15 protein-coding genes are annotated in these 16523 nt (G+C 72.0%); 6 read left to right on the top strand and 9 right to left on the bottom strand.

The genetic code is table 11. The features are described 5' to 3' along the window. Window positions 1-39 precede the first annotated feature (39 nt). Genes GV015_RS07130 through GV015_RS07115 form a run of 4 tightly spaced genes read right to left on the bottom strand, consistent with a single transcriptional unit; the run spans window position 40 to window position 3493 of the window. The gene (locus GV015_RS07130) at window positions 40-672 is read right to left on the bottom strand and encodes a GNAT family N-acetyltransferase (protein WP_159877608.1); all 633 of its coding nucleotides are present in this window, start codon (window positions 670-672) and stop codon (window positions 40-42) included. A 49-nt stretch (window positions 673-721) separates the two neighbouring features. Further along, on the bottom strand, window positions 722-1837 hold the full coding sequence (locus GV015_RS07125) for a beta-propeller fold lactonase family protein (RefSeq protein ID WP_159877606.1): 1116 nt from the start codon (window positions 1835-1837) through the stop codon (window positions 722-724). A 42-nt stretch (window positions 1838-1879) separates the two neighbouring features. Continuing rightward, the gene (locus tag GV015_RS07120; RefSeq protein ID WP_159877604.1) at window positions 1880-2173 is read right to left on the bottom strand and encodes a winged helix-turn-helix transcriptional regulator; all 294 of its coding nucleotides are present in this window, start codon (window positions 2171-2173) and stop codon (window positions 1880-1882) included. Between the two features lie 33 nt (window positions 2174-2206). Beyond that, window positions 2207-3493, bottom strand: coding sequence for an adenylosuccinate synthase (locus tag GV015_RS07115; protein WP_064295554.1), 1287 nt, complete (start codon window positions 3491-3493; stop codon window positions 2207-2209). 252 nt (window positions 3494-3745) lie between these two features. Between GV015_RS07115 and GV015_RS07110 the strand changes: the two genes are divergently transcribed. Further along, window positions 3746-4498: an HAD-IIB family hydrolase gene (locus tag GV015_RS07110; protein WP_064295553.1), complete on the top strand. Its 753-nt coding sequence runs from the start codon at window positions 3746-3748 to the stop codon at window positions 4496-4498. Window positions 4499-4618: 120 nt separating this feature from the next. On the opposite strand, the gene GV015_RS07105 is transcribed toward GV015_RS07110, so the two are convergent. Then, entirely contained in the window at window positions 4619-5095 is a 477-nt protein-coding gene (locus GV015_RS07105; RefSeq protein ID WP_064295552.1) for a DUF3151 domain-containing protein, read from the bottom strand. A 125-nt stretch (window positions 5096-5220) separates the two neighbouring features. On the opposite strand from GV015_RS07105, the gene GV015_RS07100 reads away from it, so the two are divergent. The 3 genes from GV015_RS07100 (at window position 5221) to GV015_RS07090 (ending at window position 8510) form a co-directional block, all read left to right on the top strand. After that, a complete protein-coding gene (locus GV015_RS07100; protein ID WP_137242368.1) occupies window positions 5221-5916 on the top strand; it encodes a TetR/AcrR family transcriptional regulator in 696 nt (231 codons plus the stop codon). Continuing rightward, entirely contained in the window at window positions 5906-6562 is a 657-nt protein-coding gene (locus GV015_RS07095; protein ID WP_159877602.1) for a hypothetical protein, read from the top strand. The genes GV015_RS07100 and GV015_RS07095 overlap by 11 nt, the downstream gene beginning before the upstream one ends. A gap of 70 nt (window positions 6563-6632) precedes the next feature. Further along, entirely contained in the window at window positions 6633-8510 is a 1878-nt protein-coding gene (locus tag GV015_RS07090; RefSeq protein WP_159877600.1) for a YhgE/Pip family protein, read from the top strand. 430 nt (window positions 8511-8940) lie between these two features. Here the strand turns inward: GV015_RS07090 and GV015_RS07085 are convergent, their stop codons facing one another. After that, on the bottom strand, window positions 8941-9261 hold the full coding sequence (locus GV015_RS07085) for a hypothetical protein (RefSeq protein WP_079705005.1): 321 nt from the start codon (window positions 9259-9261) through the stop codon (window positions 8941-8943). A 247-nt stretch (window positions 9262-9508) separates the two neighbouring features. After that, complete coding sequence (locus tag GV015_RS07080; RefSeq protein WP_159880161.1) at window positions 9509-10114, bottom strand: TrmH family RNA methyltransferase; 606 nt, start codon at window positions 10112-10114, stop codon at window positions 9509-9511. A 170-nt stretch (window positions 10115-10284) separates the two neighbouring features. On the opposite strand from GV015_RS07080, the gene GV015_RS07075 reads away from it, so the two are divergent. Beyond that, on the top strand, window positions 10285-11082 hold the full coding sequence (locus GV015_RS07075) for an HAD-IIA family hydrolase (protein ID WP_079705004.1): 798 nt from the start codon (window positions 10285-10287) through the stop codon (window positions 11080-11082). A gap of 61 nt (window positions 11083-11143) precedes the next feature. Further along, window positions 11144-12184, top strand: coding sequence for a zinc-dependent alcohol dehydrogenase family protein (locus GV015_RS07070; protein WP_159877598.1), 1041 nt, complete (start codon window positions 11144-11146; stop codon window positions 12182-12184). A gap of 41 nt (window positions 12185-12225) precedes the next feature. Here the strand turns inward: GV015_RS07070 and GV015_RS07065 are convergent, their stop codons facing one another. Both GV015_RS07065 and pyrE read right to left on the bottom strand, forming a co-directional pair. After that, complete coding sequence (locus GV015_RS07065) at window positions 12226-15903, bottom strand: hypothetical protein (RefSeq protein WP_159877596.1); 3678 nt, start codon at window positions 15901-15903, stop codon at window positions 12226-12228. Beyond that, entirely contained in the window at window positions 15903-16451 is a 549-nt protein-coding gene (pyrE, locus tag GV015_RS07060) for an orotate phosphoribosyltransferase (RefSeq protein ID WP_175116436.1), read from the bottom strand. The genes GV015_RS07065 and pyrE overlap by 1 nt, the downstream gene beginning before the upstream one ends. Window positions 16452-16523 lie beyond the last annotated feature (72 nt).

Genomic DNA, 16523 nt, shown 5'->3' with positions numbered 1-16523 from the left:
GGCGGGGTCTGAGGGACCGGGCGGGGGCTCGCGGCCGCGTCAGCCGCGGAGGGCGACGGCGCCGGGGCTCCTGGCGAGGCGCTCCTCGAGACCGGCACGGACCTCCGGCCATTCCTCGGCGAGCACGGAGAACAGCGCGGTGGTCCGCCACGTGCCGTCGGCCCGCTGCTTGTCGCGGCGGATGAGCCCCTCGAACGTGGCCCCGAGGCGCAGGATCGCGGTGCGTGAGCGCTCATTGCGCTCGTCGGCCTGGATCTTCACCCGGCCGAAGCCCGCGTCGAAGGCGAGCCCGAGGAGCAGCAGCTTCGTCTCGGCGTTGACGGCGGTGCCCCACACGCGCGGGTCGTAGGCCGTCCAGCCGAGGTGGGCGGCCTCCCCCGGCTCGTCGAAGTCACCGAGCGTGGACGTGCCGACGAGGAGTCCGTCGTGCTCACCGCCGACGAGCCGGATGACGTAGGTGTTGCGCACGCCGGTCGTGAAGTAGCCGTCGGCGAAGGTGTCGAATTCGGCCTGCGTCGTCGGCAATCCCGCCGGCCCGCCGCCGTAGCCGCCGGCGAAGACCTCCGGGTGCGCGATCGCCGTGAACAGCTCCGGATAGTGCGCGCGGTCCAGCGGTTCGAGGCGGATGGTCCGGCCGTCGATGGGGCGGGGCTCAGGGCGTCGTGCGGTCACCGTTCCACCGTATCCGGTGACGGGCGTCGCGCGAGGACCGGTCTCGCGGTCAGGCGAGGATGAGGCAGGTGGGCGAACCGGCGTCGAGCGTCCCGAGGAGCGTCGTCGGGACCCCCGTGCGCTCGTCGAGCCGGAAGCTCGCGATGGAGTTCGACAGCTGGTTCGCGACGTGCAGGAAGCGACCCGACTCCCGGTGGTGGCGCGGCATCGTCCCGCCACACTCGACGTCGGCCACGGCCTCGACCCGCGAACCGTCGCCGGTGACGCGCAACGTGGCGATGCGGTCGCTCCCGCGGACGCCGACGTGCAGCTGCTCGCGCGAGGCGGCGAGACTGATCTCAGCACCCGTGTCCCCCTCGGACACGCCCTCCGAGGTGGCGACGGTCGCCGCGAGGATGTGCCAGTGCCCGTCGGTGCCGTCGACACCGAGCGTGAAGACCTCGACCGAGTACTCGGTGATGACGTGGAGGTGGCCACTCGGGTGGACGACGAGGTGTCGCGGACCCGTGCCGCGTGGGAACACGACGGTGTGGTCGAGCACCAACCGCGACCCACGGAGCTGCCAGATGCGGACCGTGTCGTGGCCGAGGTCGGTGGTCGCGATGCGGCCGTCCGGGAGGAGCGCTGAGGCGTGCGCCCGCGACGGTCGGGACGGCAGCGCCTCGCCGACAGCGGCCTCCAGCGCGAGGAGCGTGAGCGCGTCCTCGCCGGCGTCCGCGGACTCCGCCGCGAGCGCGGTGGGCGACGCCCAGGGGTCGACGGACGCCTCGCCGAGACGCGGGTCGCCTGCGAACGCCGCGTTCTCCGCGAGCGGCACCGTGACGACCCGACCATCGCCGTAGCAACTCGCGATGAGGACGTCGGCACCGGGGACCGTCGCGACGTGGCACACCGAGTCGCCGGCTTCGATGGGCTTGCCGAACGGCGCGAGCCCGAACTCTCCGGAGCGCTTGAACGCCTCGACGGCCCCGGTCGACTCGCTCGCCGCGTAGACGATCGGCAGCGTCGGGTGCAGGGTGAGGAAGGACGGCGACTGCGCCTCCGACGACTGCACGAGGCGGAGGGTGCCCGCCTCGTCCTGGCGCAGCAGGCTGATGCCGGCACCGGTGCCGTCGGCCTCCGAGGTGTAGGAACCGAGCAGGAAGTAGGGGTTGTCGTCGCTCACCCCCACAGTCTCCCACCTGCGCCCTCTCGCACCGGCGCCCGCTCAGGAGATGCGGCGGGCGCGGACGCCGGCCGCGTACTCCTTCGGGGTCATGCCGATCGCCTCACGCACGATCCGGATGAGCGTCGCGCGGGTGATGCCGAGCGCGTTCGCGAGGGTGACCAACGAGAGGTCGGGATCGTCGTCGAGGGTCGCCAGAGCGCGCCGGACCCGTGGGTCGAGCGCACCGGCGTCGCGCTGGGCACGCACCGCCGGGCGAGGCCTGACCTCACCGGCCGTGAGCTCCTCGACCGGTGGCAGCCCGGGCAGGGACGGCTGACTGGATTCGTCCACCATGGCGCGTTCGACCCTCGTCGTTCGCTGCTCGGGTCAGTCGACGAGGTCGTGACGCACGACGATCGCGTCGCGGCCGGGCCCCACGCCGATCGCGGAGATGCGCGAACCGCTCATCGCCTCGAGCGCCAGCACGTAGTCCTGGGCGTTCTTCGGGAGGTCCTCGAAGCGGCGGACACCGGTGATGTCCTCCTGCCAGCCGGGGAACTCCTCGTAGATCGGGACGGCGTGGTGGAAGTCGGTCTGCGAGACCGGCACCTCGTCGACCCGGACGCCGTCGACCTCGTAGGCGACGCACACCGGGATGGTGGCGAGGTCGTCGAGGATGTCGAGCTTCGTCAGGACGAAGTCGGTGACACCGTTGATGCGCGCCGCGTACCGGGCGATCGGGGCGTCGTACCAGCCGACGCGACGCGGGCGGCCGGTCGTCGTGCCGAACTCGAAGCCCTTCGAGCGGAGGTAGTCGCCGGACTCGTCGAACAGCTCGGTCGGGAACGGGCCGGCGCCGACGCGGGTCGTGTAGGCCTTGACGATGCCGATGACGCGGTCGAGGCGGTTCGGGGCGACACCGGAGCCGGTGGCCGCACCACCCGAGGTCGCGTTGGAGGAGGTGACGAAGGGGTAGGTGCCGTGGTCGACGTCGAGCATCGTGGCCTGGCCACCCTCGAAGAGGACGATCTTGCCGTCGTCGAGCGCCTCGTTCAGTACGAGCGCGGTGTCCGCCACCATCGGGCGGAGTCGCTCGGCGTAGGCGAGGAGGTCGGCCACGATCTCGTCGACCGTGATGGCGCGGCGGTTGAAGACCTTGACCAGCAGGTGGTTCTTCTGGTCGAGGGCGCCCTCGACCTTCTGGCGCAGGATGTTCTCGTCGAAGAGGTCCTGGATGCGGATACCGACGCGGTTGATCTTGTCGGCGTAGGCCGGGCCGATGCCACGGCCGGTGGTGCCGATCTGGCGCTTGCCGAGGAAGCGCTCCGTCACCTTGTCGATGGTGCGGTGGTACTGGGTGATGACGTGCGCGTTGGCGCTCACGAGGAGGCGCGAGACGTCGATGCCGCGGGCCTGAAGTGCCTCGAGCTCGTGGAACAGCACCTCGATGTCGATGACGACACCGTTGGAGATGACGGGGACGACGCCGCTCGTCAGGATGCCGGACGGCAAGAGGTGGAGCGCGTACTTCTCGTCACCGATGACGACCGTGTGCCCCGCGTTGTTGCCGCCGTTGAACTTCACGACGTAGTCGATGCGGTCACCGAGCAGGTCGGTGGCCTTCCCCTTGCCTTCGTCGCCCCACTGGGCGCCGACGATCACGATTGCTGGCATCTGGATGCCGCCCCTTCCGGATTCTCGTGTGCCCGGCGGATCCGCTGGGGAACCTCGCCCTGACAGGCCGGACGCCCACCCTCTGCGGGCGGGCGTCTCGTGCACGCACCCCTCCATCGTACCGGAGGAGGGTCACGGGCACCGAGTCCCAGGCTGCGCTCGATACCATGAGGGGATGTTCAGGCCTCGGGCGGCCGTCCTGCCTGCCGATCGCCCTCGACGACCGTCCTCTCGACCGACCGAACGGAACCCATGACCTCCCTGCCGCGCCTCGTCGCCTTCGACCTCGACGACACCCTCGCCCCGTCGAAGTCCGCGCTCGACCCTCGCATGGCCGAACTGTTCGTCGCGCTCCTCGAACGCACCTCGGTGTGCATCATCTCGGGCGGCCAGATCGTGCAGTTCCAGAACCAGGTGCTCGACCGGCTCGGAGCGGCGTCGCCCGAGGCCCTCGGCCGACTGCACCTCATGCCCACCTGCGGCACCCGGTACGACCGCTTCGACGGCACCGCGTGGGTCACCGTCTACAAGCACGACCTCACCGACGATCAGAAGGCCCGCGCCATGGGCGCGCTCGAGACCGAGGCCAAGCGACTCGGCCTCTGGGCCGACGAGACCTGGGGACCGATCCTCGAGGACCGCGGCTCGCAGATCACCTTCTCCGCCCTCGGGCAGGCCGCGCCGGTCGCCGAGAAGACCGCCTGGGACCCCGACGGCGCGAAGAAGGAGTCGCTGCGCGCCGCCGTGCAGGCGCTGCTGCCCGACCTCGAGGTCCGTTCCGGCGGCTCGACCTCCGTCGACATCACCATGGCGGGCGTCGACAAGGCGTTCGGCATGACGCGGCTCGCCGAGCACACGGGCATCCCCCTGGAGGAGATGGTCTTCGTCGGCGACCGTCTCGACGAGGGCGGCAACGACTACCCGGTCCTCGCGCTCGGCGTGCCGTCGGTGGCCGTGCACGGCTGGCAGGACACCGCGGCCTACCTGGAGTCGCTCGGCCTGTAGGGCGTCGGTCCGACCCTTCGACAGGCTCAGGGACCGGGGATGGAGCTCAGGGACCGGGGACGCGGCCTGCCCTTCGACAGGCTCAGGAACCGGGGATGGAGCTCAGGAGCCGGGGAAGGGCTAGTCGGAACCGAGGATGACGATCGCGGAGGTCGGCGGGGCCGCCGCCGCGACGAGGTACTCGATCTCCTCGGACGCGGTGGGGTCGGCCTCACGCAGGAAGGTGTCGAGACGCTCGACCTCTTCGGTCTCGCCGATCGCCTTCGCGGAGCGGCGGAGCGCGTAGAGCGAGCGCAGCACCCCACGGTTCGGCGCGTGCGACCACGGGATCGGGCCCTGACCGCGCCAGCCGGCGGCACGGAGCGAGTCCAGGCCGCGGTGGTACCCGACCCGAGCGGCCGCGTAGCCGGGGATCGGCGACTGGGGGTCGTGGACCGCGTCGGCGAGGAGTGCCCAGCCGAGCGAGGAGCGGGGGTGGGCCGCGAGGAGGTCCGCCAGCGCCTCGATCGAACCGACGGCCGCATGGAACTCGGCATCGGTGGCGCTGTCGTCCGGCAGCAGTGTCGGAGGGGTTGCCATCAGATTCTCACCGGTCATCGTTCAACCATAGCTCCGTTCCCATGCCCTGGCGTGGGAGGAAGCTGGCAGCCCTCGCTGAGAGCTGGCCGCATCCGCCGACATCGATATTGCACACCGCTGTGCAAGATAGTACGATCGCTGTCATGACCACCACCCAAGCGCCTGCGAGCGGATCGCGAGCCCCTCGTCGCGACGCCGCCGAGAACCGCGTCGCGCTGCTCGAAGCCGCCCGCCTGGCGCTCCGCAGCGACCCCGACGCCAGCCTCGAGACCATCGCGGCGGCCGCCGGCCTCACCCGCCGTTCGGTGTACGGACACTTCGCCACGCGTGACGAGCTCGTGAACGCCGTCGTCGTGGCGGGGGCCGAGCGCGTCGCCTCGTCGATCACGGCCGTCCAGGGCGACGACCCGCTCACCACCATCGCGCTCATCGGCGACGTCCTCTGGGCCCAGGTGGACCACGTCCGCATCATGGCGCCGCTCGCCGTCCGCGGGCCGCTCCGCGCCGTCACGGCGGCCGCCCTCGAACCCGTTCGGACCCTCCTCCTCCGCACCGTCGAGGCCGGTGTCGCGGACGGTTCCATCCGCCCCGACATCGACGCCGGCGTGCTCGCCCGACTCGTCGAGAGCACGGCCGTCGGGGTGCTCGAAGAGGCGACCCGGTCCGGCCTCTCGACGAGCGCCGGCCGCCGCCTCGTCATGCTCGCGACCCTCGGGGCGGTCGGCCTGTCATGGCAGGACGCCACGGCGGTCGCCGACCGCGCCGACACCGAACACGCAGACACCCACCGCCACACCACCGGCACCGGTACGAACGAGGAGTCCTCCCATGCGCGTTGAACTCGACGGCGTCTCCAAGGGCAAGGGCGGCATCGTCCTCGAGCCGACCTCCCTCTCCTTCCGGACGGGCGAGGCGACCTTCGCCCGCGCCGAGACCGAGCAGCGGCCGACCGTCCTCGGCCTCATCGCCTCCGGCCGCATGAAGCCCGACACCGGGACCGTCCTCGTCGACGGAGCGACCGACCGCAAGACGATGCGACGCGTGATCGCGCTCATCGACGCCCCCGACGTCTCCGAACCGGCCAGCGGCGTCGCGGTCTCCGGCGTCGTCGCCGAGGAGCTCATGTTCGCCGGCCGGGCGAGCCACCCCTTCGCCGTCGCGCGGTTCCTCGAGTCGCTCGACCTCGCGCACCTCGCGAAGCAGCCGATCTCGACCGTCGCGCCGACCGACCGCGTGCGGCTCCTCACCGAGCTCGCCGTCCTCCGGGAGGACGTCACCGCGCTCATCCTCGTCTCCCCCGACCGCCACGGCGGTGACCCGCTCGAGTGGTGGAACCTCGCCCGCAAACTCGCCGCCCGCGGGTACGGCGTCCTCGTGATCGCCGGTGACGCCTCGGCGACGGCCATCAACGCCACCGCCGACGCCCCGGTGTCCGAGAACACCACGGACGAACTCGTCCCCCTCTTCCAGCAGGACTGGTCGTGACGCACACCGTGCACCACGACCGTCCAGCCCTCCCCTCATCCCGCACCACCCGTCCCCAGAAGGACCTCCTGTGAAGATCTTCGCGATGATCCGCGCCGAACTGTCCCGCCTGTGGGCCACGCCCATGTCGCGGCTCGCCCTCGTCGCCCTCATGTGCGTCCCGCTGCTCTACGGCGGCCTGTACCTCTGGGCGAACCAGGATCCGTACGCCAAGCTCGACCAGGTGCCCGTGGCGCTCGTCGTCGAGGACACCGGTGCGCCGGCGACCGACGACACCACCGGCGACGCGACCGGCGAGACGGAGAACTACGGCGACGACATCGCCGACCAGCTCATCGAGGACGGATCGTTCGCCTGGCACGAGGTCGGCGCGGCCGACGCCGCCCGGGGCGTGAACGACGGGACCTTCGACTTCAGCGTCACGATCCCCGCCGACTTCTCGACCTCACTCACCTCCGCGTCGGGCGACGCCCCGCAGCAGGCGACGGTCCAGCTCACGACCAACGATGCCAACAGCTACCTGGCGACGACGATCGGCGAGCAGGCCGTCAAGCAGATCAAGGCGACCATCGTGCAGACGGTGAACCGCCAGGCCGCGGGCCGGTTCCTCATCGCCCTCGACACGATCAAGACGAAGCTCGTCGACGCCACCTCGGGCGCGACGCAGTTGGCCGACGGCGCCCAGCAGGCCTTCGACGGTGCCGGGACGGCCCAGGCCGGCGCGGCGACCCTCGCATCCGGCACCGCGCAGATCGCCTCGGGGACGGCCAGCCTGCCCGCCCAGACCGACCAGCTGGCCTCGGGTGCCGAGCAGGTGGCGTCCGGGACCTCGACCCTCGCCGGCAAGGGCGACGAGGTCGGAGCAGCCGCCCAGCGGCTCGTCGACTCGATCCCCACGGCCCGCGCGCAGATCTCGCAGACCCTCGCGGAGAACGGCTTCACCCCCGAGCAGATCGCCCAGGTGCTGGCACTGCTCGACCCGGTGGCCGCCGACGCCACGACGGCGAACGAGCGCGTCCAGACCGTCGTGTCGCAGGTCGACCAGTTGAACAGCGGCGCCCAGCAGGTCGCGGGAGGTGCCCGGAAGCTGAGTGACGCGATGCCCGCGCTCGCCTCGGGGACGCAGCAGGCCGCCGACGGTGCCGCATCGCTGCAGACCGGCCTCACGAGCCTGCAGACGGGGCTCGGCACCCTCCGGGACGGCATCGTCACCCTCCGCGACGGTCTGCAGTCGGGCGCGGACGCCATCCCCGCGACCACGGCGGACTCCCGCGAACTCCAGGCCAAGACGATCGCCGATCCGGTCAAGCTGACCAACTCCTCCGTGACGAGCGCGGGCACCTACGGAGCCGGACTCGCGCCGTTCTTCGTCAGCCTCGCCGCCTGGATCGGCATCTACGCGCTCTTCCTCATCGTCAAGCCGGTGTCTCGGCGCGCGATCACGGCGCTCCACAGCCCCATCAAGGTGACCGTCGCCGGTTGGCTCACGCCGGGCCTCCTCGGGACGATCCAGATGGTCGCGCTGTTCGGCATCCTCGCCGGCGCCCTGCACTTCGAGGTCCACAACCCGCTCGCGACCTACGGGATGATGGCGCTGGCGTCCCTCACCTTCGCGGCGATCATCCTGACGCTCAACGTGTGGTTCGGCAGTGTCGGGCAGTTCCTCGGCCTCGTGCTCATGGTCGCCCAGCTCGTCACCGCCGGCGGGACGTTCCCCTGGCAGACACTCCCGGCGCCGCTCGCAGCCCTGCATCACGTGCTCCCGATGTCCTACGCGGTCGACGGCATGCGCCAGTTGATGTACGGCGGACGGATGGACGCCGCCCTGCAGGACGCCGGGGTCCTGCTCGCCTGGCTGGCGATCGCGCTGAGCCTCTCGGCGATCGGCGTGACGCGGATGACGCACGCCAGGACGCTCCGCGACCTCCGGCCGAGCCTCATCGGCTAGGCACCGGTCGAGCGCGCAGGCGCCCGCGCAGGAGCGTCGTCCTCGGGTGGGACGACGCTCCGGCGCGTGCGGTACGCCTGCTGCGTGCGACGCCCATTCGGGTCGGGCATCGTTCGACGTCGGCGTCCGAGCGCCGCGTCGATCCGAGTTCGGGTCCGCCCGACAGCGTTGCACTCCCTTGAGTGATCGCGCGAACGCTCGTTCATGACGCGGAACGCGGCAGATTCTCTGGAACGTCGTCGAGCCACCGGACGGACCGGCCGTCGTCCGTGGCGGAGACCCTGCCGTCGTACCCCGGAAACACCGGAGGCCGCCGGGAGTGGGGGGACTCCCGGCGGCCACCGGTGCGACGGAACGGACGTGTTCCGTCTGGAGCGGCTGAGCGTCGTGGTTCGGGCCACGGCGACCGGCTGCGGGTGCAGCGCGCTGATCAGCTGGAGAGCAGCGACGCCTCCTCGCGCTGTTCGGCGAGCATCCGACGACGAGTCGCGAACGCGGCTCCGGCTCCCCAGATGAGGAGCGACGCGAACAACGCACCGGCCGGAGCGATGAGCTCGCCCGAGCCGGTCTGTGTCGCACTGATCGAGCTCGACGCCTCGTCGACCCGGGCGTCGGCCTGAGCCGGCGCGGCGACGCCGACGATGAGGGCGACCGCGAGGGCTGCGGGGACGGCGAGCGCGGCGATGCCACGGACCTTGGACGGGCGGGTTCCTCGTTCGGGCGAGGCTCCCAGGGCAGAACGGTGCGTCATCTTCGATTCATCCTTCGGGTGACCGCCGATTCGCACCGCACGGATTCGGGTCCGTGCGGTGGCCCTCGGTGGCTTCGGGTGCCGGAGGGATTCGGGTTCAGCGGTGGAGTGTTGCTCCGCTAGACAGTATGCCGGGCGGTGTCGGCACTTTGGGGGACCAGGGGGCCAATTGAGGGAATCTTGAGGTGTTCCTGAGGTAGGCGCAGCGCTGCCGTTGGAAACCACCCGCGGACGGGGGCCAACCCGATCAGGATGCGTCGAAGGAGACGTGCTGCATGACCCAGGCGTGCATCGCGACGGCCGCTGCTGCGGACGCGTTGATCGATCTCGTCGACCCGAACTGGGTGATCTCGAGCACCGCATCGGCCGCGGCGAGCGCCTCCGGCGAGAGCCCCGGCCCCTCCTGTCCGAAGAGGAGGAGGCACCGCTCGGGAAGCCTGAACGTCTCGATCGGGACCGATCCCAGCACGTTGTCGATCGCGATGACCGGCAGCTCGGCCGCCGACGCCCAGGCGACGAGCGCCGCGACGTCGACGTGGTGCTCGACGTGCTGGTAGCGGTCGGTCACCATGGCTCCGCGTTTGTTCCAGCGACGGCGTCCGACGATGTGGACGGTGTCGGCGGCGAACGCGTTGGCGGTGCGCACGATCGACCCGATGTTCATGTCGTGCTGCCAGTTCTCGATGGCGACGTGGAACGGGTGGCGGTGGTCGTCGATGTCGGCGACGATGGCCTCCATCGACCAGTACCGGTAGCGGTCGACGACGTTCCGGGTGTCGCCGTCGCGGAGCAGCTCGGGGTCGTACCAGGGGTCCTCCGGCCACTCCCCCTGCCATGGACCGACGCCGGTCATCGGGCTCTCGGCCTGATCAGGGCCGACGACCGGGTCGACCGGGTGGAGCGGGGTCTCTGGCACCAGCCAACCCTACCCGCGCCGTGCCACACTGGAGGTCCGGGCCCGACGCCGCGCCACCCCCGCGGCGCAGCGCTCGCGCAGCCCGCACGGAGCACCTGGAGGAACGCATGTCACGACGCGACGAGGTCGAATGCTGGCTCACCGACATGGACGGCGTGCTCGTCCATGAGAACCACGCCCTCCCTGGTGCCGCAGCGCTCCTGCAGCAGTGGCAGGATCAGCGGACGCCCTTCCTGGTGCTCACCAACAACTCGATCTTCACCCCCCGCGACCTGAGCGCCCGACTGCGCGCCTCCGGGCTCGACGTGCCCGAGGAGTTCATCTGGACCTCCGCGCTCGCGACGGCCGCCTTCCTGGCCGAGCAGGAGCCGGGCGGCTCGGCGTTCGTCATCGGGGAGGCCGGGATCACCACGGCCATCCACGAGGCCGGCTTCACCATGACGGAGACGAACCCCGACTACGTGGTCGTCGGCGAGACCCGCAACTACTCGTTCGAGGCCATCACCAAGGCGATCCGCCTGATCGCCGGCGGCGCGCGCTTCATCGTCACGAACCCGGACGCGACCGGACCGAGCAAGGACGGCCCGCTTCCGGCGACCGGCGCCATCGCGGCCCTCATCACGAAGGCCACCGGCATGGAGCCGTACGTCGTCGGCAAGCCGAACCCGATGATGTTCCGATCGGCGCTCAACAAGATCGGCGCCCACTCGGAGAACACCGGCATGATCGGCGACCGCATGGACACCGACATCGTCGCGGGCATCGAGGCCGGTCTCCACACGATCCTCGTGCTCACGGGCATCAGCGACGAGGCCGAGATCAACCGCTACCCGTTCCGTCCGAACGAGATCCTGAGCGGCGTCATCGACCTCGTGAAGACGGAGCCCGTCGAGGTCGAGATCTAGGCCCTCCCACCACCACCAGCCCCACCGACCCGCTCCGCCCCGCCACGCACCGAGGACTCCCATGCGCGCCGTCGTCTACGACCAGTTCACCGCCGAGCCCGAGGTCCGCGACGTCCCGGATCCGGTGCCGTCCGACGCCGGCGTCGTGGTGCGGGTGGAGACCACGGGGCTCTGCCGGAGTGATGCGCACGGCTGGCTCGGGCACGACGACGGCATCGCCCTCCCCCACGTGCCCGGCCACGAACTCGTCGGGCGCATCCACGCCGTCGGCCCCGCCGTCGAGCGGTTCCGCGTGGGCGACCGCGTCACGGTGCCCTTCGTGTGTGCGTGCGGACGCTGCGCCCAGTGCCTCGCCGGGAACGGGCAGGTCTGCCCGAACCAGACCCAGCCGGGCTTCACCCATTGGGGGTCCTACGCGGAGCTCGTCGCCCTGCACGACGCCGACGTGAACCTCATCCCGGTGCCCGAGTCCCTCGACGCCGGCGCCGCCGCCCTCCTCGGGTGCCGCTTCGCGACGGCCTTCCGCGGGCTCGTCCACCGCGCCGGGCTCCGCAGCGGGGAGCGCCTGCTCGTCGTCGGCTGCGGCGGCGTGGGGCTGAGCGCGGCCATGATCGGCGTCGCGCTCGGTGCCGAGGTCATCGCCGTCGACATCGACGCCTCTGCCCTGGCGCGTGCGGCGTCGATCGGCGTCACGCACACGATCGACTCGAGCGGGCTTGACGAGGCCGCCGTCCTCGCTCGCATCGCCGAAGCCGCGCCAGCGGGCGTGCAGGTGTCGGTCGAAGCCCTCGGGCGCGAGTCCACGATGCGCCTCAGCCTCCTCGCGCTGGCACCGATGGGCCGTCAAGTGCAGATCGGGCTGTTCTCGAGCGAACCGACCCTCCCGCTGCCGCGCATCATCTCGCAGGAGCTGTCGCTCCACGGCAGCCACGGCATGCCGGCGTCCGACTACTCGGAGCTGCTCGACCTCGTCGCGAGCGGCGCGCTGCGCCCGCAGGACCTCATCGAACACCGCATCGGCCTCGACGAGGCACCGGCAGCACTCGTCGCCCTCGCGTCCGGCGACCGCTCGACGGGCGTGACCGTCATCGACGTCGCCTGACCCGCGACGTCGTCTGACCCGCGACGTCGTCAGGTCCGTCGTCAGACGGTGTCCGGGGCTCCGGCCGTCGACACTGCTGCGGACACGCTCGGCATCGTGGCGTCTGCAGCCGCACCGGCCGCGTTCGCGGCACCGACGAGCGTTCCGAAGTAGAACGCGAGCAGGAGCAGGACCGCGGCACCCAGGCCGACGACCGCCCAGAGCAGCGCCTTCGGGATGCCCTGATCCGCGTGCTCTCCGCGGTATTCGGGGAGGTCGCGGTCGGGCGCGGACTGCGTGGCCTGTGGGGGCAAGGTGGCGCCGACGATACCCGCAGCCGCGGCCGGGGTCGTGAGCGCGCTCGCGCCGTCGAGTTCCGGGAACGCGACCGTCTCGCCGGGGAGCGCGGCCGGGGCCGTCTGCGGCACGTTCGCGACCGGCCCCTGCGAGGGGACGGCCGCGGCGTGTGCGCCGAAGACGGAGACCGAGGCGGGGATCACGGGTGTGGGCACGGTGTTCGAGGCGACATCGGGCTCGGCCACCGGGGAGGTGTCCGCAGCGTTGTCGTCGTCTCCGGCAGCGTGGGCCCCGGTTCGTCGGGACCCGCCGGTGTCGTCGGCGTCCGTGCCGTCCACATCGGTACCGTCGGCGGCGACGAGGCCCGGGATGGGGGCGAGCGGGAGATCAGGGTCGGCGATCGCGTCGGCCTGGAGCGACCACCCACCCTCGGCGGCGAAGGCGTCGGCGAGCGACCGTGCCGAGGCCGCCTCGGCCGTGGCGGTGGCGTCTGGCTGCTCGGACGGCTCGGACGGGGCGACCGTGGCCGTGTCGTCGACCTGCTCGGTGTCGGCGGGCGGTGCGGCAGCCGGCCCGCCGTCGGTCGCGGCGCCATCGGCCGAGGCGATCTGGACCGCATCCGTGTCGGGTCCGAGCTCGAACAGCGACTCGAGCCGCAGCTCCTCGCTGACCGGCTCGGGCTCGCCGACCGGCTCAGGGCCGATCGAGCCCTCGTCGGTGAGTGGGGCATCCGATGCGGCGGCATCCGTGGTGGGATCGGTCGCACTGTCGGCGACTGCGCCGTCCGGCACGAACGACGGGAGCGGTGTGACGCCCGCTGCAGCGAGCGGGACGGCGTCGAACTCGACGATCTCCTCGTCGAACTCGTCGTCGAGCTCCTCCGGGTCGACGGCGAACACCGGGGTCTCTGGAGCAGGAGTATCGGTGACGGGGGTCGGTGCCGTCTCGGGAGCGGAGTCGGCGTCGAGGTCGTCCGAGGTCTCCGTGTCGTCGGTGTCGTCGCCCGAGCCGAGCCCGGAAGCGGCGCCCGCAGCGGTTGCGGCCCCTGCGGCGGCGAGGCCACCGGCCGCGACGGCTGCGTCGAACCCGCCGAGCGAAAGCGTCGGGAAGAGGTCGACCGTGTCGTTCGCGGCGGGGACGATCGGTGCGGCGTCCGGCGCGGAGCTGTCGGTCTCGGTCGCGTCGTCGGTCCAGCTGGCGAACTCGTCACCGGGTCCGTCGACGAGCGGACGACCGAGCGTGACGGCGGCGAGGCCCGGAGCGAAGGGCTGGACGTCGCCGGCGATGAACGCGGCATCGGGCACCTCGCCCTCGAGCGCGAGCTCCGAGGGGGACTCCGCGCTCACGGCTGACGACTCGGCGCCCTCCCACTCCACCGGCGGAACCGGGATGGGCTGGGTCGTGGGAGCCGCGTGCACGAGCGGGTCGAGGGCGTCGTTCGGCGCGAGGTCCCACACGAATGGCGCGGTGCCGAAGGGGCTGACCGTGGGTTCGGGTTGCACGCCGTCGAGGGAGATGAGCTCCGTGATGGAACGCTCGGCCTTCGGAGTCGGCGGGCCGAAGGCTGGTGGGACGTCGGCGGCGCCCGTCGCGGCGTCGTCGACCGACGCATCGTCACGGCCGGGCTGGGCCTCGGCGTCGGTGTCGGGTGTCGGCGCCGGAGGAACGGCTGCTGCTGCGGCTGCGGCACCCGCCAGGGCAGAGAAGCCCGGACCGCCGAGGCTGTCGAACGGCCGCGTCTCATCGAGCGGCTCGGCATCGACGTCGGGGACCGTCTCGGGCCACGGGACGTCGGCTGGTGAGGTCGGCTCCGCTGCGCTCGCGGGCGACGCCGCTGCGACCGTGTCCCAGCGGAACGGTGCCGCGGGGGTGATCGGTTCGGAGGCGACGATGCCGTCGGATGCGGGCTCGGGGTCCGAGTCGGTGGTCGGCTCGACCGGCTCGCTCGCGGACGGGGACGTCGCCTCATCGGTGGCGTCGACGGCGAGGGACTCGTCCGCGGTGTCGAGCTGCTGGGGCGCCTCGTCGACCGGCTCAGCGTGCGGTTCCTCGGACGGCTGCTCCTCCGGTGCCGCCGGCGCGGCGCCGAACGTCGCACCGAACGGTTCCGTCAACCAGGCCAGCGGATCCGTGCGCGGCGCGGAGGCCTCGGCAGTCGCCGGCTCGGCGGTCCAGACGTCGGCGGTAGCTGCTTCGTCGTCCGGGGCTTCGTCGAGTCCGGTGTCGGCGGGCGCCGAAGCAGCGATCGTCGTGTCACGGACCTCGACGGTCTCGCCGCCGAGGACGTCGTCGCCGAACGTCTCGGAGAGACTCCAGGAGCCCTCCGGGAGATCGTCGTCCTGCACTTCGGTGTCGGGCGTCGTCGCGGAGCCGGACGGCACATCGTGGTCCGCCGCGGTGGGCGTCGGCATCACCGGCGGGGCGGTGGGCTGCAGCGGTGCGGCGGGAGTGCCGCCGGCGGGCGTCGAGGTGGAGGTCGTCGCGGCGGTCTCTTCCGCTTCGACCGCGGCCCAAGCCACCGGGTCGTCGGCTGCGAGTGCTCGGGCCGTGGGCAGGACGGCCGTCGAGACGTCCTCGGGGGCTGTGCGCGCGGCGTCGTCGTCGGCGTCGTCACTGCCGCCGAGGCTCCAGGGCTCGTCGTCGACCGGTGGCAGGACGACCGGGTTCGTGGGCGCGGGCCGGAAGGTGCCGGCGGGCGCGTGCTGGAGGACGGAGTCGGTGTCGACCGTCAGCTCGTTGCGGGCGGGCGGCACCGGCGATGCCGGGGCAGGGGTCGGCGGGACGACCGGGAGCTCGAGGGCGTTCGGGTGACGCAGACCCTCCGACCGGACAGGAGCTTCCTCGGGCATCGGGTCGGCCGGGGCTGCAGGCGTGGCGGGTGCGGCGGGCTCCGCGCTGGGTGCATCCGGCGTCTGCGATGCGGGGACCGGTGTCGGGTCGTCGGCAGGGTTCGGCACCTGGCTCTGCCACCAGGCGAGGAGTTCGGCCTCGCTCGCGAACTCACCGGGAGCGGTGGCCGGGGCGGCGGGGGTCGGCTCGACGGCAGCGGGCGTCTGCTCGGCGGCAGCGGGGGTCGGCTCGACCGGAGCGGGAAGCGGCTCGACCGGAGCCGGCGTCGGCTCAGCGGCCGTCGGGGTCGCGGGCGCATCCGGCACGGACGGCGCGGACCACTGGGGCTCGGCCGGGACCGGCGCGGTCACCGGCGAAGCAGCGGGCTGGGCATCGGTGTCGCCGACGACCGGGAGGACGCGCGTCCGGTCGTCGTCGTCGACGGGCGACGGAGCGACGGCAGCGGACGGCTGCTCGTCGACCGCGTCGGTGTCGGGCTGCGTCTCGATCGCCTCCGTGTCGTCGGCGTCGAGCTGCGAGAGCAGCCAGTCGGTTCCGTCCGCGGGTTCGTCCGGCAGCCCGGCCCCGCCGCGTCCGGTTCCGTCGCCGGACATCAGACGAGTCCCAGGTCTTCCAGGCCGATCGCGGCCAGGTACTGGTAGCCCGCGGCCTCGATGATCTCGCGGGCGCCGGTCGCGCGGTCGACGACGACGGCGACGGCGACCACCTCGGCTCCGACCTTCTCGAGCGCTTCGGCCGCCTTGAGCGGTGACCCACCGGTGGTCGAGGTGTCCTCCAGCACGATCACGCGCTTGCCCTGGAGGTCGGGGCCCTCGACCTGCTTGCCGCGGCCGTGGTCCTTCGGCTCCTTGCGGACGACGAACGCGTCGTAGGTGAGTCCGCGCGCGGCACCCTGGTGCAGGATCGCGGCGGCCACCGGGTCGGCACCCATGGTGAGGCCACCGACCGCGAAGACGTCGGGGACGTCGGCGATGAGGTCGATCATGACCTGCCCGATGAGGGGCGCGACGCGGTGGTCGAGGCTCACCTTGCGGAGGTCGACGTAGTACGTCGCTTTCTTGCCGCTCGTCAGGGTGAAGTCACCGTGGAACACGGCTTCCGCCGAGATGTGGTCAATGAGCTGAGCTCGTGCGTCCGTCACGTCGACGAGTCTACAAGCTGTGACCCCCATCGCCGCAGTCGCCCGGATGGGGGCGTTCCGCATCCCCGACGC

The sequence above is a fragment of the Plantibacter sp. T3 genome (genome assembly GCF_902506515.1).
GTDB lineage: Bacteria > Actinomycetota > Actinomycetes > Actinomycetales > Microbacteriaceae > Plantibacter > Plantibacter auratus.
This window is presented reverse-complemented; position numbering and strand designations above follow the sequence as displayed.